At 55.6% G+C, this 14,539-nt stretch carries 10 protein-coding genes, 4 tRNA genes and 1 rRNA gene; all 15 read left to right on the top strand.

The features are described 5' to 3' along the window. The first annotated feature begins 184 nt into the window (after positions 1-184). A 5S ribosomal RNA gene (gene rrf, locus QRN36_RS12720) occupies positions 185-300 on the top strand. A gap of 206 nt (positions 301-506) precedes the next feature. After that, a complete protein-coding gene (gene birA / locus QRN36_RS12715; RefSeq protein WP_285424350.1) occupies positions 507-1,463 on the top strand; it encodes a bifunctional biotin--[acetyl-CoA-carboxylase] ligase/biotin operon repressor BirA in 957 nt (318 codons plus the stop codon). A gap of 34 nt (positions 1,464-1,497) precedes the next feature. Further along, positions 1,498-1,935, top strand: coding sequence for a hypothetical protein (locus QRN36_RS12710; protein WP_285424349.1), 438 nt, complete (start codon positions 1,498-1,500; stop codon positions 1,933-1,935). Positions 1,936-2,076: 141 nt separating this feature from the next. After that, positions 2,077-2,161: transfer RNA gene (locus QRN36_RS12705), tRNA-Tyr, on the top strand. Positions 2,162-2,188: 27 nt separating this feature from the next. Beyond that, positions 2,189-2,262 (top strand) — tRNA-Gly (locus QRN36_RS12700). 27 nt (positions 2,263-2,289) lie between these two features. Then, positions 2,290-2,365 (top strand) — tRNA-Thr (locus QRN36_RS12695). Positions 2,366-2,550: 185 nt separating this feature from the next. Further along, a tRNA-Trp gene (locus tag QRN36_RS12690) sits at positions 2,551-2,626 on the top strand. Between the two features lie 45 nt (positions 2,627-2,671). Next, positions 2,672-3,040, top strand: coding sequence for a preprotein translocase subunit SecE (gene secE, locus QRN36_RS12685; RefSeq protein ID WP_285424348.1), 369 nt, complete (start codon positions 2,672-2,674; stop codon positions 3,038-3,040). A gap of 9 nt (positions 3,041-3,049) precedes the next feature. After that, entirely contained in the window at positions 3,050-3,583 is a 534-nt protein-coding gene (gene nusG / locus QRN36_RS12680) for a transcription termination/antitermination protein NusG (protein ID WP_002555501.1), read from the top strand. Between the two features lie 119 nt (positions 3,584-3,702). Then, entirely contained in the window at positions 3,703-4,134 is a 432-nt protein-coding gene (gene rplK / locus QRN36_RS12675) for a 50S ribosomal protein L11 (RefSeq protein ID WP_020290713.1), read from the top strand. Further along, positions 4,134-4,829 carry a 50S ribosomal protein L1 gene (rplA, locus tag QRN36_RS12670; protein WP_093468853.1) on the top strand — a complete coding sequence of 232 codons (696 nt, stop codon included), beginning with the start codon at positions 4,134-4,136 and terminating at the stop codon, positions 4,827-4,829. The genes rplK and rplA overlap by 1 nt, the downstream gene beginning before the upstream one ends. 197 nt (positions 4,830-5,026) lie before the next feature. Next, entirely contained in the window at positions 5,027-5,527 is a 501-nt protein-coding gene (gene rplJ, locus QRN36_RS12665) for a 50S ribosomal protein L10 (RefSeq protein ID WP_062384462.1), read from the top strand. A 78-nt stretch (positions 5,528-5,605) separates the two neighbouring features. Continuing rightward, positions 5,606-5,971: a 50S ribosomal protein L7/L12 gene (rplL, locus tag QRN36_RS12660; protein ID WP_093468856.1), complete on the top strand. Its 366-nt coding sequence runs from the start codon at positions 5,606-5,608 to the stop codon at positions 5,969-5,971. Between the two features lie 220 nt (positions 5,972-6,191). After that, positions 6,192-10,265 carry a DNA-directed RNA polymerase subunit beta gene (gene rpoB / locus QRN36_RS12655; RefSeq protein WP_093468859.1) on the top strand — a complete coding sequence of 1,358 codons (4,074 nt, stop codon included), beginning with the start codon at positions 6,192-6,194 and terminating at the stop codon, positions 10,263-10,265. A 63-nt stretch (positions 10,266-10,328) separates the two neighbouring features. Then, entirely contained in the window at positions 10,329-14,528 is a 4,200-nt protein-coding gene (gene rpoC, locus QRN36_RS12650; protein WP_285424347.1) for a DNA-directed RNA polymerase subunit beta', read from the top strand. Positions 14,529-14,539: the final 11 nt, after the last annotated feature.

The following is a 14,539-nucleotide window of genomic DNA, read 5'->3' as shown; positions in this document are numbered from 1 at the left end:
TACTAATTGCCCGTGAGGCTTGACCATATAACACCCAAGCAATCTGCGACTCGGACGAGCACAGATTGCGGTGACTGTGAAGACGACACGCACCGAAAGTTTGCAACACACAAGCACGAAACACCTGATCACATACCTGATTTACTGAAGCGCGGCCCCTGGCCACGGTTCGGTACCCGAATTTCTTGACGACCATAGAGCGTTGGAACCACCTGATCCCATCCCGAACTCAGAAGTGAAACGATGCATCGCCGATGGTAGTGTGGGGTTTCCCCATGTGAGAGTAGGTCATCGTCAAGATTAAATTCCAGAACCCCATTTGCGAAAGCAGATGGGGTTTTGTTTTGCGCGTGAAAAAATCGCAGGATCGGCTGGGTTTCCGAAACCACTCGAGTGGCAATGTAAGCCCGTACGCTGGCAATTGACGCGCGCTAGCGAGGGCGATTTTCTAGGCGCTAGGAGCGGCTATCGCTATTATGCGTGCCTTATTGTCAGGTGAAACTTCGATGCGAACGTTGCTCAAGCTTCTTGGAGATGGTGCTTTTCATTCTGGCGAAGACCTGGGTCGCGTACTTGGCGTCAGCCGCAGTGCTGTCTGGAAAAAGCTCCAGCAGGTGGAAGCGGAGCTCGGGATAGAGGTTCATAAAGTTCGCGGGCGGGGTTATCGTCTTGCCGGGCCTCTGCATCTGCTCGATGCCGACGAAATCGCTAATGCTGATCGTGGCGCACCATGGCCTGTGCGTATTTATGACGTTATTGACTCTACAAATGCCGAGGCGATGCGGCTTATTGAAGCTGGCGCGCAACTGCCCTTGTTGGTTCTCGCCGAGCAGCAAACGGCCGGCAGGGGGCGGCGTGGGCGGAAGTGGGTCAGTCCTTTCGCCGAGAATCTTTATTACAGCCTCGCGGTGCGTGTTGAAGGTGGTATGCGCCAGCTTGAGGGCATGAGCTTGCTTGTGGGTCTGGCGTTGGTAGAAACCCTCCGAGAGCTCGGTGTCGCAAAAGCTGGGTTGAAGTGGCCTAACGATATTCTCGTGGGTGATCGTAAGCTTGCCGGCGTTCTGCTTGAGCTCACGGGCGACCCTGCGGATGTATGTCACGTGATCATCGGCGTCGGTGTGAACGTCAACATGCGCAGCGCCAATGAGGTTGATCAGGCCTGGACGTCTATGGCGATTGAGCTGGGTAGGATGCTAGACCGTAACCAGGTTGCGTCTAGGCTGAGTCACAACCTCGGGCTCTATATCGCTCGACATCGCGAAGAAGGCTTCGACGCATTTAGGGCTGACTGGGAGCGCAATCACCTCTGGCAGGGGAGAGGGGTGTCACTGATCGCGGGTGATCGCGTGATTGAGGGCACTGTTCTGGGCATTAAGGGTGATGGCTCACTGCGTTTATGTGTGGATGGTGAAGAGCGCAGCTTTAATGGTGGTGAGTTGAGCCTTAGGCTGCTTGCGAAGTGAGAAGGCGCCTGAAAGGCCGCTGGTTGGGGGTGCTATGCGTTGGGTGTTTTTGCTGTTGTTGATGTTGAATGCCTTCTACTACATCTGGCATCAACAGGACGCTCCTTTAAGGCCGAAGGAGGTCGCGCCTCTGGCGTCGTTCAAGGGCTCACGACAGGATATCCGATTGCTCAGTGAGTCAGGTTCTTCCAGTCAGACAGAGCCATCCAGGGCAGCATTGAATCAGTGCCTTTATCTGGGTGGAGATGTTTCGCAGGCCGACGCCAGAATTGTCGAGCAGCGACTCACCAGTCTCGACATTCAGACGCAGTTTGGACAGCGCAGAGGTGAGGGTGGAGCTATTTACTGGTTGCGCATAGAGCCGGAGAGTCGTCGGCTGGTTGATGAGTCATTGCTGGACACCTTGGCGCAGGACTTCCCGAAATTAAAAAGTAAAATAATGTCTTGCGAGGGCATTGCAACCATCGATTAGTTTGCATAGAATGGCGCCCGCTTCGCAGTGCAGAGCAATCTGAAACTGCTGCGATGCAAGCGTCAACGTATGTAACCTCAAGTTTTTATTGAGAAAAAGGTTGACAGAAGGGTGGCATGATATAGAATGCTGCCTCGCTTAGGAGGGGTTCCCGAGCGGCCAAAGGGATCAGACTGTAAATCTGACGTCTACGACTTCGAAGGTTCGAATCCTTCCCCCTCCACCATATTTTCGAGCTTAAGCAGCATGCTCGGCGGGTATAGTTTAGTGGTAGAACCTCAGCCTTCCAAGCTGATGATGCGGGTTCGATTCCCGCTACCCGCTCCAGGTTTTGCTGGTTGTGCAATGTGTTTCGCTCTTGTAGCTCAGTTGGTAGAGCACACCCTTGGTAAGGGTGAGGTCAGCGGTTCAAATCCGCTCAAGAGCTCCATTACTAAGGCAGATATGAAAGTATCTGCCTTTGTTTTAGGTGTTGCGATTCGCCAGGCTTGCTGCTTGGCTGATGGTTTTCGTAGCTACCTGGCAGTGCTTTGGCGCGGTTGATTCTGGTCTCGCCGATTAGCTGTTGAAATCTCCCCGTCGGGTCCGCATAATGGTCGGCCTGATTATGCTTTTAGGTCAGTAGCTCAATTGGCAGAGCGACGGTCTCCAAAACCGTAGGTTGGGGGTTCGATTCCCTCCTGACCTGCCAGATTCGCTAAACGTGTCTGGCTTTCTTTTCACAGGATTTTAGTAGATGAATCCAAAGGCTGAAGCCTCAGACTCCCGTTTTGATCTTGTGAAGTGGCTCGTAGTGGTCCTTCTGGTCGTTGTGGGTGTGGTCGGAAATCAATACTATTCGGCGCAGCCAATCCTGTATCGCGTGTTGGCCCTGCTCGTGATTGCCGCTGTTGCAGCTTATGTAGCTCTTCAGACTGGCAAGGGTAAGGCTTTCTTCGTGTTGGCCAAGGAAGCTCGCGTTGAGATTCGTAAAGTCGTATGGCCTACTCGTCAAGAAACCACGCAGACTACTCTCATCGTGGTAGCTGTCGTTCTGGTTATGGCGCTGCTGTTGTGGGGATTAGATTCCCTGCTCGGCTGGCTTGTTTCCTTGATTGTTGGCTAAGGGTGTCCCGTGGCTAAGCGTTGGTACGTAGTGCATGCCTACTCGGGTTACGAGAAGCATGTTATGCGCTCTCTGATCGAGCGTGTAAAGCTGGCAGGCATGGAAGATGGTTTTGGCGAAATTCTGGTCCCTACCGAAGAAGTGGTAGAGATGCGCAACGGCCAGAAGCGCAAGAGCGAGCGTAAATTCTTCCCTGGTTATGTGCTGGTTCAGATGGACATGAACGAGGGGACTTGGCACCTGGTCAAGGATACGCCTCGTGTCATGGGCTTTATTGGTGGCACTGCAGACAAACCTGCTCCGATCACTGACAAAGAAGCCGAGGCCATTCTGCGCCGTGTTGCTGATGGCAGCGACAAGCCAAAGCCGAAGACTCTGTTCGAGCCGGGAGAAGTGGTTCGCGTTACTGATGGCCCGTTTGCCGATTTCAACGGAACCGTCGAAGAAGTTAACTACGAAAAGAGCCGGATCCAAGTGGCTGTGCTTATTTTCGGACGCTCTACTCCGGTGGAGCTCGAGTTCAGTCAGGTCGAAAAGGCATAACTGAGCTAGGAATCCCATACCCCGCAGCCCTGGGCTGTGGGGTTTTGTCGTCACTGGGATAAACGCGCAAGTAACCGGGGAGCCTTTCGAGGCGTTTGAACCCGTAATTGGAGTGCCTCATGGCCAAGAAGATTACCGCTTACATCAAGCTTCAAGTGAAAGCTGCTCAGGCTAACCCAAGCCCGCCTGTCGGTCCTGCTCTGGGTCAGCACGGCGTTAACATCATGGAATTCTGCAAGGCTTTCAACGCCCGTACTCAGGGTCTTGAGCCAGGTCTGCCGACTCCTGTGATCATCACTGTTTACAGCGACCGCAGCTTCACTTTTGAAACCAAAAGTACCCCTGCGTCGGTTCTGCTGAAAAAAGCAGCTGGCCTGACCAGCGGCTCGGCTCGCCCGAACACCGTTAAAGTTGGCACCGTTACCCGTGCACAGCTGGAAGATATCGCCAAGGCTAAAAATGCCGATCTGACTGCTGCTGACATGGAAGCGGCCGTGCGTACAATCGCCGGCTCCGCTCGTAGCATGGGCCTTAACGTGGAGGGTGTGTAATGGCTAAGCTGACCAAACGCCAAAAGGCAATCGCTGCAAAGATCGAGCCTGGCAAATCTTACAGCTTCAACGACGCAGCTGCTCTGCTGACCGAGCTGTCGACCGTCAAGTTCAGCGAGTCTGTCGACGTCGCTGTTAACCTCGGTGTAGACCCGCGTAAATCTGACCAGGTCGTTCGTAGCGCTACTGTGCTGCCACACGGTACTGGCAAGACTGTCCGCGTAGCTGTCTTCACCCAGGGTCCAGCCGCTGAGGCTGCTCTGGCTGCTGGCGCTGATCGCGTTGGTATGGACGACCTGGCTGCCGAAATGAAAGGCGGCGACCTGAACTATGACGTCGTTATTGCTTCTCCGGATGCCATGCGTGTTGTAGGTCAACTGGGTCAGATCCTCGGTCCTCGCGGCCTGATGCCTAACCCGAAAGTTGGTACCGTTACTCCAGACGTAGCTTCTGCTGTCAAGAACGCTAAAGCTGGTCAGGTCCGCTATCGCACCGACAAAAACGGCATCATCCACACCTCCGTTGGCAAAGTTGGCTTTGAAGCCGACAAGCTGAAGGAAAACGTTGAGGCGCTGATCGCTGATTTGAAGCGTATCAAGCCAGCTTCCTCGAAAGGTATTTACGTCAAGCGCGTTACTCTGAGCACCACTATGGGCCCAGGCCTGGTCATCGACCAAGGTTCTCTGAACGCGTAAGACTCGCGCGATGCAGTCTGCTGCATCGTTGCAAAAATTGGGGTCCCTGCCTGGCGGGGGCTATCCAAGACCGTAGGCGACGAAAGTCTTAAACCACAAGCCTACGCAGATGGTGCTCCCGGTTCCTTACCGAATCAGACACCAAAACGACATCCGGCTCCGGCCAGATGAAACGGTAACAAGCAGGAGTTAAACCCGTGGCAATTAAACTCGAAGACAAGAAGGCCATCGTCGCTGAAGTCAACGAGGCTGCCAAAGTCGCTCTGTCTGCTGTTGTGGCTGATGCCCGCGGCGTGACAGTAGGCGCGATGACCGGACTCCGTAAAGAGGCTCGTGAAGCTGGCGTTTACGTACGAGTAGTACGTAACACCCTGCTCAAGCGCGCTGTTGCTGACACTGAATACAGTGTTCTCAACGATGCGTTCACCGGCCCTACCTTGATCGCTTTCTCCAATGAACATCCTGGCGCTGCTGCCCGTTTGTTCAAAGAGTTCGCGAAAGGTCAGGACAAGTTCGAGATCAAGGCAGCTGCGTTCGAGGGCAAGTTCCTCGCAGCTAATCAGATCGACGTACTGGCAACCTTGCCGACCCGTGACGAAGCAATCTCCCAGCTGATGAGCGTGATCCAAGGCGCTACCAGCAAATTGGCTCGTACTCTGGCGGCAGTTCGCGAACAGAAAGAAGCTGCTGCAGCCTAAGGCCGCACACCTCTTCTCGCGTATTTTTGTTTATTTCGAAGGCCGCATAGGCCCTCACACAATTCAGGAATTAGAGTCATGTCTATCTCTCAAGACGATATCCTCAACGCCGTAGCTGAAATGTCCGTTCTGCAGGTTGTTGAGCTGATCAAAGCTTTCGAAGAAAAATTCGGTGTTAGCGCTGCTGCTGCATCGGCTGGTCCAGCTGCCGCTGCCGCCGTTGTTGAAGAGCAAACCGAGTTCAACGTCATGCTGACTGAAGCTGGCGACAAGAAAGTGAACGTGATTAAAGCAGTTCGTGAACTGACCGGTCTGGGCCTGAAAGAAGCCAAGGCAGTCGTTGACGGCGCTCCAGCAATGGTTCTGGAAGCAGTAGCAAAAGACGCTGCTGACAAAGCCAAAGCTGCTCTGGAAGAAGCAGGCGCTAAAGTCGAGCTGAAGTAAGCATCGACCTTGCGTCTCCAGCCCAAGCGTTGAGCGAAAGGCTGATGGCTGGTGGCTTCTGCCACCGGCCTTTTTCCGTTATTGGCAACCGATCAGGTCGGTGCCGTTAACGTGCTTCAACCACCTCGACCGGTGGCGCAAACCATGGGGTTTGCAAGATTTTCTGGCCGCTCCCGTCGGGGGAGGCCAAACAAGCAGGTGACCAAGCTGGGGAACGCTGATGGCTTACTCATATACTGAGAAAAAACGTATCCGCAAGGACTTTAGCAAGTTGCCGGACGTCATGGATGTGCCTTACCTCCTGGCCATCCAGCTGGATTCGTATCGTGAATTCTTGCAAGCGGGAGCGACTAAAGATCAGTTCCGCGACGTGGGCCTGCATGCGGCCTTCAAATCCGTTTTCCCGATCATCAGCTACTCCGGCAATGCTGCTCTGGAGTACGTCGGTTATCGTCTGGGCGAACCGGCGTTTGATGTCAAGGAATGCGTGCTGCGCGGTGTGACGTACGCCGTACCTTTGCGGGTAAAAGTGCGCCTGATCATTTTCGACAAAGAGTCGTCGAACAAAGCGATCAAGGACATCAAAGAGCAAGAAGTCTACATGGGTGAAATCCCCCTGATGACTGAAAACGGTACCTTCGTAATCAACGGTACCGAGCGTGTTATCGTTTCCCAGCTGCACCGTTCCCCGGGCGTGTTCTTCGATCACGACCGTGGCAAGACGCACAGTTCTGGCAAGCTGCTGTATTCCGCTCGCATCATTCCTTACCGTGGTTCGTGGCTGGACTTCGAGTTCGATCCAAAGGACTGTGTATTCGTCCGTATCGACCGTCGCCGCAAGCTCCCTGCATCGGTTCTGCTCCGTGCGCTGGGCTACACCACTGAAGAAGTGCTGGACGCTTTCTACACCACCAATGTTTTCCACGTTCAGGGCGAATCCCTGAGCCTGGAACTGGTGCCTCAGCGTCTGCGTGGCGAAATTGCCGTTCTGGACATCCAGGACGACAAGGGCAAAGTGATCGTCGAGCAAGGTCGTCGTATCACCGCTCGCCACATCAACCAGCTTGAAAAAGCCGGCATCAAGGCGCTGGAAGTTCCGCTGGATTACGTCATTGGCCGTACCACCGCCAAGGCGATCGTACACCCGGCGACTGGCGAAATCATTGCCGAATGCAACACTGAGCTGAACACCGAGATCCTGGCAAAGATTGCCAAGGCTCAGGTCGTTCGCATCGAAACGTTGTACACCAACGACATCGACTGCGGCCCGTTCATCTCCGACACCTTGAAGATCGATTCGACCGGCAACCAGCTGGAAGCTCTGGTCGAAATCTATCGCATGATGCGTCCTGGCGAGCCGCCTACCAAGGATGCAGCAGAGACCCTGTTCAATAACCTGTTCTTCAGCCCAGAGCGTTACGATCTGTCTGCTGTAGGCCGGATGAAGTTCAACCGTCGTATCGGTCGTACCGAAATCGAAGGTTCGGGCGTGCTGTGCAAGGAAGATATCGTCGCGGTCCTCAAGACCCTGGTCGATATCCGTAACGGCAAAGGCATCGTCGATGACATCGACCACTTGGGTAACCGTCGCGTCCGCTGCGTCGGCGAAATGGCCGAGAACCAGTTCCGTGTAGGTCTGGTGCGTGTTGAGCGCGCGGTCAAAGAGCGTCTGTCGATGGCAGAAAGCGAAGGCCTGATGCCTCAGGACCTGATCAACGCCAAGCCGGTTGCCGCTGCTGTCAAAGAATTCTTCGGTTCCAGCCAGCTGTCGCAGTTCATGGACCAGAACAACCCGCTGTCCGAGATTACGCACAAGCGTCGTGTTTCTGCACTCGGCCCGGGCGGTCTGACGCGTGAGCGCGCAGGCTTTGAAGTTCGTGACGTACACCCGACGCACTACGGTCGTGTTTGCCCGATCGAAACGCCGGAAGGTCCGAACATCGGTCTGATCAACTCGCTCGCTGCCTACGCTCGCACCAACCAGTACGGCTTCCTGGAAAGCCCGTACCGCGTTGTGAAAGAAGGCCTGGTCACGGACGAGATCGTGTTCCTGTCTGCTATTGAAGAAGCCGATCATGTGATCGCGCAGGCTTCGGCTGCCATGAACGACAAAGGTCAGCTGATCGATGAGCTGGTTGCCGTTCGTCACCTGAACGAATTTACCGTCAAGGCGCCGGAAGACGTCACCCTGATGGACGTTTCGCCGAAGCAGGTTGTATCGGTCGCCGCGTCGCTGATTCCGTTCCTCGAGCACGACGACGCCAACCGTGCGTTGATGGGTTCCAACATGCAGCGTCAGGCTGTACCGACTCTGCGCGCCGACAAGCCGCTAGTGGGTACCGGCATGGAGCGCAACGTTGCCCGTGATTCCGGTGTCTGCGTTGTTGCCCGTCGTGGCGGCGTGATCGACTCGGTCGACGCCAGCCGTATCGTCGTTCGTGTTGCTGATGACGAAGTTGAACCGGGCGAAGCCGGTGTCGACATCTACAACCTGACCAAGTACACCCGCTCGAACCAGAACACCTGCATCAACCAGCGTCCGCTGGTGAGCAAGGGTGATCGCGTTCAGCGCAGCGACATCATGGCCGACGGTCCGTCCACCGATATGGGTGAACTGGCTCTGGGTCAGAACATGCGCATCGCGTTCATGGCATGGAACGGCTTCAACTTCGAAGACTCCATCTGCCTCTCCGAGCGTGTTGTTCAGGAAGACCGTTTCACCACGATCCACATTCAGGAACTGACCTGTGTGGCCCGTGATACCAAGCTTGGCCCAGAGGAAATTACCGCTGACATCCCGAACGTGGGTGAAGCAGCGCTGAACAAGCTGGACGAAGCCGGTATCGTTTACGTGGGTGCTGAAGTCGGTGCCGGCGACATTCTGGTAGGTAAGGTCACTCCGAAAGGCGAGACTCAGCTGACTCCGGAAGAGAAGCTGCTGCGCGCAATCTTCGGTGAAAAGGCCAGCGACGTTAAAGACACATCTTTGCGCGTACCGACCGGTACCAAGGGAACTGTCATCGACGTTCAGGTATTTACTCGTGATGGCGTTGAGCGTGATGCACGTGCTCTTTCGATCGAGAAGAGCCAGCTGGACGAGATCCGCAAGGATCTGAACGAAGAGTTCCGTATCGTCGAAGGTGCAACGTTCGAGCGTCTGCGTTCTGCTTTGGTGGGTCGTACTGTTGAAGGTGGTGCTGGCCTGAAGAAAGGTCAGGAAATCACAGACGAAGTACTCGACGGGCTCGAGCATGGCCAGTGGTTCAAACTGCGCATGGTCGAAGACGCGCTGAACGAACAACTCGAGAAAGCTCAGGCTTACATCGTTGATCGTCGCCGTCTGCTGGACGACAAGTTCGAAGACAAGAAGCGCAAACTGCAGCAGGGCGACGACCTGGCTCCAGGCGTCTTGAAAATCGTCAAGGTCTACCTCGCCATTCGTCGCCGCATCCAGCCGGGCGACAAAATGGCCGGTCGCCACGGTAACAAGGGTGTGGTCTCCGTGATCATGCCGGTTGAAGACATGCCACATGATGCCAACGGCACGCCTGTGGATATCGTCCTTAACCCGTTGGGTGTACCTTCGCGTATGAACGTTGGTCAGATTCTCGAAACCCACCTGGGCCTCGCGGCCAAGGGTCTGGGCGAGAAGATCAACCGCATGCTCGAAGAGCAGCGTAAAGTCGTTGAGCTGCGCAAGTTCCTGAACGAGATCTACAACGAGATCGGCGGCCGTCAGGAAAGCCTGGACGACCTGTCTGATCAGGAAATCCTGGATCTGGCTAAGAACCTGCGCGGCGGCGTTCCGATGGCGACCCCGGTATTCGACGGTGCCAAGGAAGTTGAAATCAAGGCGATGCTGCGCCTGGCGGACATGCCGGACAGTGGCCAGATGCAACTGTTCGACGGTCGTACTGGTAACAAATTCGAGCGTCCGGTAACTGTTGGCTACATGTACATGCTGAAGCTGAACCACTTGGTGGACGACAAGATGCACGCGCGTTCCACTGGTTCTTACAGCCTGGTTACCCAGCAGCCGCTGGGTGGTAAGGCGCAGTTCGGTGGTCAGCGTTTCGGGGAGATGGAAGTCTGGGCGCTGGAAGCATATGGCGCGGCGTACACTCTGCAAGAAATGCTCACAGTGAAGTCGGACGATGTGAACGGCCGGACCAAGATGTACAAAAACATCGTGGACGGCGATCACCGTATGGAGCCGGGCATGCCCGAGTCTTTCAACGTGTTGATCAAAGAAATCCGTTCGCTCGGTATCGATATCGATCTGGAAACCGAATAACACGTGACGCGAATCGAGGGTGGGTCGGTATGACCGCCCTCTGCTCCGCCAGGAGGAAAGGCCTTGAAAGACCTACTGAATTTGCTGAAAAACCAGGGTCAAGTCGAAGAGTTCGACGCCATCCGTATCGGATTGGCATCGCCTGAGATGATCCGTTCGTGGTCGTTCGGTGAAGTTAAAAAGCCGGAAACCATCAACTACCGTACGTTCAAACCTGAGCGTGACGGCCTGTTCTGCGCCAAAATCTTTGGCCCGGTCAAGGATTACGAGTGCCTGTGTGGTAAATACAAGCGCTTGAAACATCGTGGCGTGATCTGTGAGAAGTGTGGCGTTGAAGTCGCGCTCGCCAAGGTCCGTCGTGAGCGCATGGCTCACATCGAGCTGGCTTCGCCGGTTGCTCACATCTGGTTCCTCAAATCGCTGCCGTCCCGTATCGGCCTGCTGATGGACATGACCCTGCGTGATATCGAACGCGTTCTCTACTTCGAGAGCTATGTCGTTATCGATCCAGGCATGACCACGCTCGAGAAAGGTCAGCTGCTGAACGATGAGCAGTATTTCGAAGCGCTTGAAGAGTTCGGTGATGACTTTGACGCCCGCATGGGTGCCGAGGCCGTCCGCGAGCTGCTGCACGCTATCGATCTGGAACACGAGATTGGCCGTCTGCGTGAAGAAATTCCGCAAACCAACTCCGAAACCAAGATTAAGAAGCTGTCCAAGCGTCTGAAGTTGATGGAAGCCTTCCAGGGCTCCGGCAACCTGCCTGAGTGGATGGTGTTGACCGTTCTGCCGGTTCTGCCGCCAGATCTGCGTCCACTGGTACCACTGGACGGCGGCCGCTTTGCGACTTCCGATCTCAACGATCTGTATCGTCGAGTCATCAACCGTAACAACCGTTTGAAGCGCCTGCTGGATCTGTCTGCTCCAGACATCATCGTGCGCAACGAAAAACGCATGCTGCAGGAAGCTGTGGATGCGCTGCTCGATAACGGTCGCCGCGGTCGTGCGATTACCGGTTCCAACAAGCGTCCTCTGAAATCCCTGGCTGACATGATCAAGGGTAAACAAGGTCGTTTCCGTCAGAACTTGCTCGGTAAGCGCGTTGACTACTCGGGTCGTTCGGTTATTACCGTAGGTCCGACCCTGCGTCTGCATCAGTGCGGTCTGCCTAAGAAAATGGCTCTCGAGCTGTTCAAGCCGTTCATTTTCGGCAAGCTGGAAATGCGCGGTCTGGCGACCACCATCAAAGCTGCCAAGAAGATGGTCGAGCGCGAGCTGCCTGAGGTCTGGGACGTTCTCGCCGAAGTGATTCGCGAACACCCAGTGCTGCTCAACCGTGCTCCGACCCTTCACCGTCTGGGTATCCAGGCGTTTGAACCGGTTCTCATCGAAGGTAAGGCAATCCAGCTGCACCCGTTGGTCTGTGCGGCATACAACGCCGACTTTGACGGTGACCAGATGGCTGTTCACGTGCCGCTGACGCTGGAAGCCCAGCTCGAAGCGCGCGCACTGATGATGTCGACCAACAACATCCTGTCGCCAGCCAACGGTGAGCCAATCATCGTTCCTTCGCAGGACGTTGTACTGGGTCTGTACTACATGACTCGTGAAGCGATCAACGCCAAAGGCGAAGGTCGTGTGTTCGCGGATCTGCAGGAAGTTGACCGTGTGTTCCGTGCCGGCGAAGCCGCTCTGCACGCCAAGGTCAAAGTGCGGATCAATGAAACCGTCAACGATCGTGATGGCGGCAGCGTGAGCGGTACCCGTATCGTCGACACCACTGTCGGCCGTGCGCTGCTGTATCAAGTTGTGCCGAAAGGTCTGTCGTATGACGTTGTCAACCAGCCGATGAAGAAAAAGGCGATCTCCAAACTGATCAACCAGTGCTACCGCGTGGTTGGTCTGAAAGAGACCGTGATCTTCGCTGACCAGTTGATGTACACCGGTTTTGCCTACTCGACGATTTCGGGTGTTTCCATCGGCGTTAACGACTTTGTTATCCCTGATGAAAAAGCTCGCATCATCGACGCCGCTACCGATGAAGTGAAAGAGATCGAAAGTCAGTACGCCTCCGGCCTGGTAACCCAGGGCGAGAAGTACAACAAGGTGATCGACCTCTGGTCCAAGGCCAACGATGAAGTCTCCAAGGCGATGATGTCCAACCTTTCGAAAGAAAAGGTTGTCGACCGTCACGGCGAGACGGTTGACCAGGAATCCTTCAACTCGATGTACATGATGGCTGACTCGGGTGCGCGGGGTTCCGCTGCTCAGATCCGTCAGCTGGCCGGTATGCGTGGTCTGATGGCCAAGCCGGACGGCTCCATCATCGAAACGCCGATTACTGCGAACTTCCGTGAAGGTCTGAGCGTACTTCAGTACTTCATCTCGACTCACGGAGCTCGTAAAGGTCTGGCGGATACCGCGTTGAAAACCGCGAACTCCGGTTACCTGACCCGTCGTCTGGTAGACGTGGCGCAGGATCTGGTCGTTACCGAGGTCGATTGCGGTACCGAGCAGGGTCTGGTCATGACGCCGCACATTGAAGGCGGTGACGTGGTCGAGCCTCTGGGTGAGCGTGTGCTGGGTCGTGTCATTGCTCGCGACGTGTTCAAGCCTGGCACTGAGGACGTCATCGTTCCGGCCGGCACTCTGGTCGACGAGAAGTGGGTCGAGTTCATCGAGCTGAACAGCATCGACGAAGTGATCGTGCGCTCGCCAATCAGCTGTGAAACCCGTTACGGCATTTGCGCCAAGTGCTACGGCCGTGATCTGGCTCGCGGTCACCAGGTGAACATCGGTGAAGCTGTCGGCGTTATCGCTGCACAGTCGATCGGTGAGCCGGGTACCCAGCTGACCATGCGTACGTTCCACATCGGTGGTGCGGCAAGCCGTACTTCCGCTGCCGACAGCGTTCAGGTGAAGAACGGCGGTATCGTCCGTCTGCACAACCTGAAGCACGTTGAGCGTCTCGACGGCAATCTGGTCGCGGTCTCGCGTTCCGGCGAGCTGGCGATCGCTGACGAGTTCGGTCGTGAGCGTGAGCGTTATAAACTGCCTTATGGTGCAGTGATCTCGGTGAAGGAAGGCGACAAGGTCGACGCTGGCTCTATCGTGGCCAAGTGGGACCCGCACACTCACCCGATCGTTACCGAAATGAAAGGTACCGTGACCTACGTGGGCATGGAAGAAGGTATTACGATCAAGCGCCAGACCGACGAACTGACCGGTCTGACCAACATCGAAGTACTGGATGCCAAAGATCGTCCGGCAGCTGGCAAGGACATTCGTCCTGCGGTCAAGATGGTCGGCGCCGATGGCAAGGATCTGCTGCTGCCAGGCACTGACGTGCCGGCTCAGTACTTCCTGCCGGCAAACGCTCTGGTAGGTGTAGCGGACGGTGCTCAAGTGGGCGTGGGTGATGTCATTGCCCGTATCCCGCAAGAAACGTCCAAAACCCGTGACATCACGGGTGGTCTGCCGCGCGTTGCCGACCTGTTCGAAGCGCGTCGTCCGAAGGAAGCGTCCATCCTGGCGGAAGTCAGCGGTACGATTGCATTCGGTAAGGAAACAAAAGGCAAGCGTCGTCTGGTGATTACGCCGAATGACGGTAGCGATCCGTACGAAGAGCTGATCCCGAAATGGCGTCATCTGAACGTCTTCGAAGGTGAGCAAGTGAACCGCGGCGAAGTTATCTCCGACGGTCCTAGCGATCCGCACGACATTCTGCGTCTGTTGGGTGTCAGCGCGCTGGCGAAATACATTGTCAACGAGATTCAGGACGTTTACCGCCTGCAGGGCGTAAAGATCAACGACAAGCACATCGAAACGATCCTTCGTCAGATGCTGCGTAAAGTCGAGATCACCGAGTCTGGCGATTCGAGCTTCATCAAGGGTGACCAGATGGAGTTGACGCATGTACTGGTCGAAAACGAGCGCCTGACACAGGACGAGAAGTTCATCGCGAAGTTTACGCGCGTGCTGCTGGGTATCACCAAGGCATCGCTGTCGACCGAATCGTTCATCTCGGCGGCCTCCTTCCAGGAGACCACCCGTGTTCTGACGGAAGCAGCAGTGACTGGCAAGCGCGACTACCTGCGTGGTCTGAAGGAAAACGTGGTCGTGGGTCGTCTGATTCCGGCCGGTACCGGTCTGGCTTATCACAGCGAGCGCAAGCGTCGCCGTGATGCTGACAAACCGCTGCGTGTGAGCGCGAGCGAAGTCGAAGCCGCACTGACAGAAGCGTTGAACTCAAGCAGTAATTAAGAGCAGGGCCC

The sequence above is a fragment of the Pseudomonas sp. efr-133-TYG-103a genome (assembly GCF_030209235.1).
Lineage (GTDB): Bacteria > Pseudomonadota > Gammaproteobacteria > Pseudomonadales > Pseudomonadaceae > Aquipseudomonas.
Note: the sequence above shows the minus strand (reverse complement) of the source record. Positions and strands in the feature narration are given on the sequence as shown.

Excerpts from the sequence above, each read along its gene's own strand:
- birA (WP_285424350.1), top strand. The coding sequence starts at position 507 with ATGCGAACGTTGCTCAAGCTTCTTGGAGATGGTGCTTTTCATTCTGGC.
- QRN36_RS12710 (WP_285424349.1), top strand. The coding sequence starts at position 1,498 with ATGCGTTGGGTGTTTTTGCTGTTGTTGATGTTGAATGCCTTCTACTAC.
- secE (WP_285424348.1), top strand. The coding sequence starts at position 2,672 with ATGAATCCAAAGGCTGAAGCCTCAGACTCCCGTTTTGATCTTGTGAAG.
- rplK (WP_020290713.1), top strand. The coding sequence starts at position 3,703 with ATGGCCAAGAAGATTACCGCTTACATCAAGCTTCAAGTGAAAGCTGCT.
- rplA (WP_093468853.1), top strand. The coding sequence starts at position 4,134 with ATGGCTAAGCTGACCAAACGCCAAAAGGCAATCGCTGCAAAGATCGAG.
- rplL (WP_093468856.1), top strand. The coding sequence starts at position 5,606 with ATGTCTATCTCTCAAGACGATATCCTCAACGCCGTAGCTGAAATGTCC.
- rpoB (WP_093468859.1), top strand. The coding sequence starts at position 6,192 with ATGGCTTACTCATATACTGAGAAAAAACGTATCCGCAAGGACTTTAGC.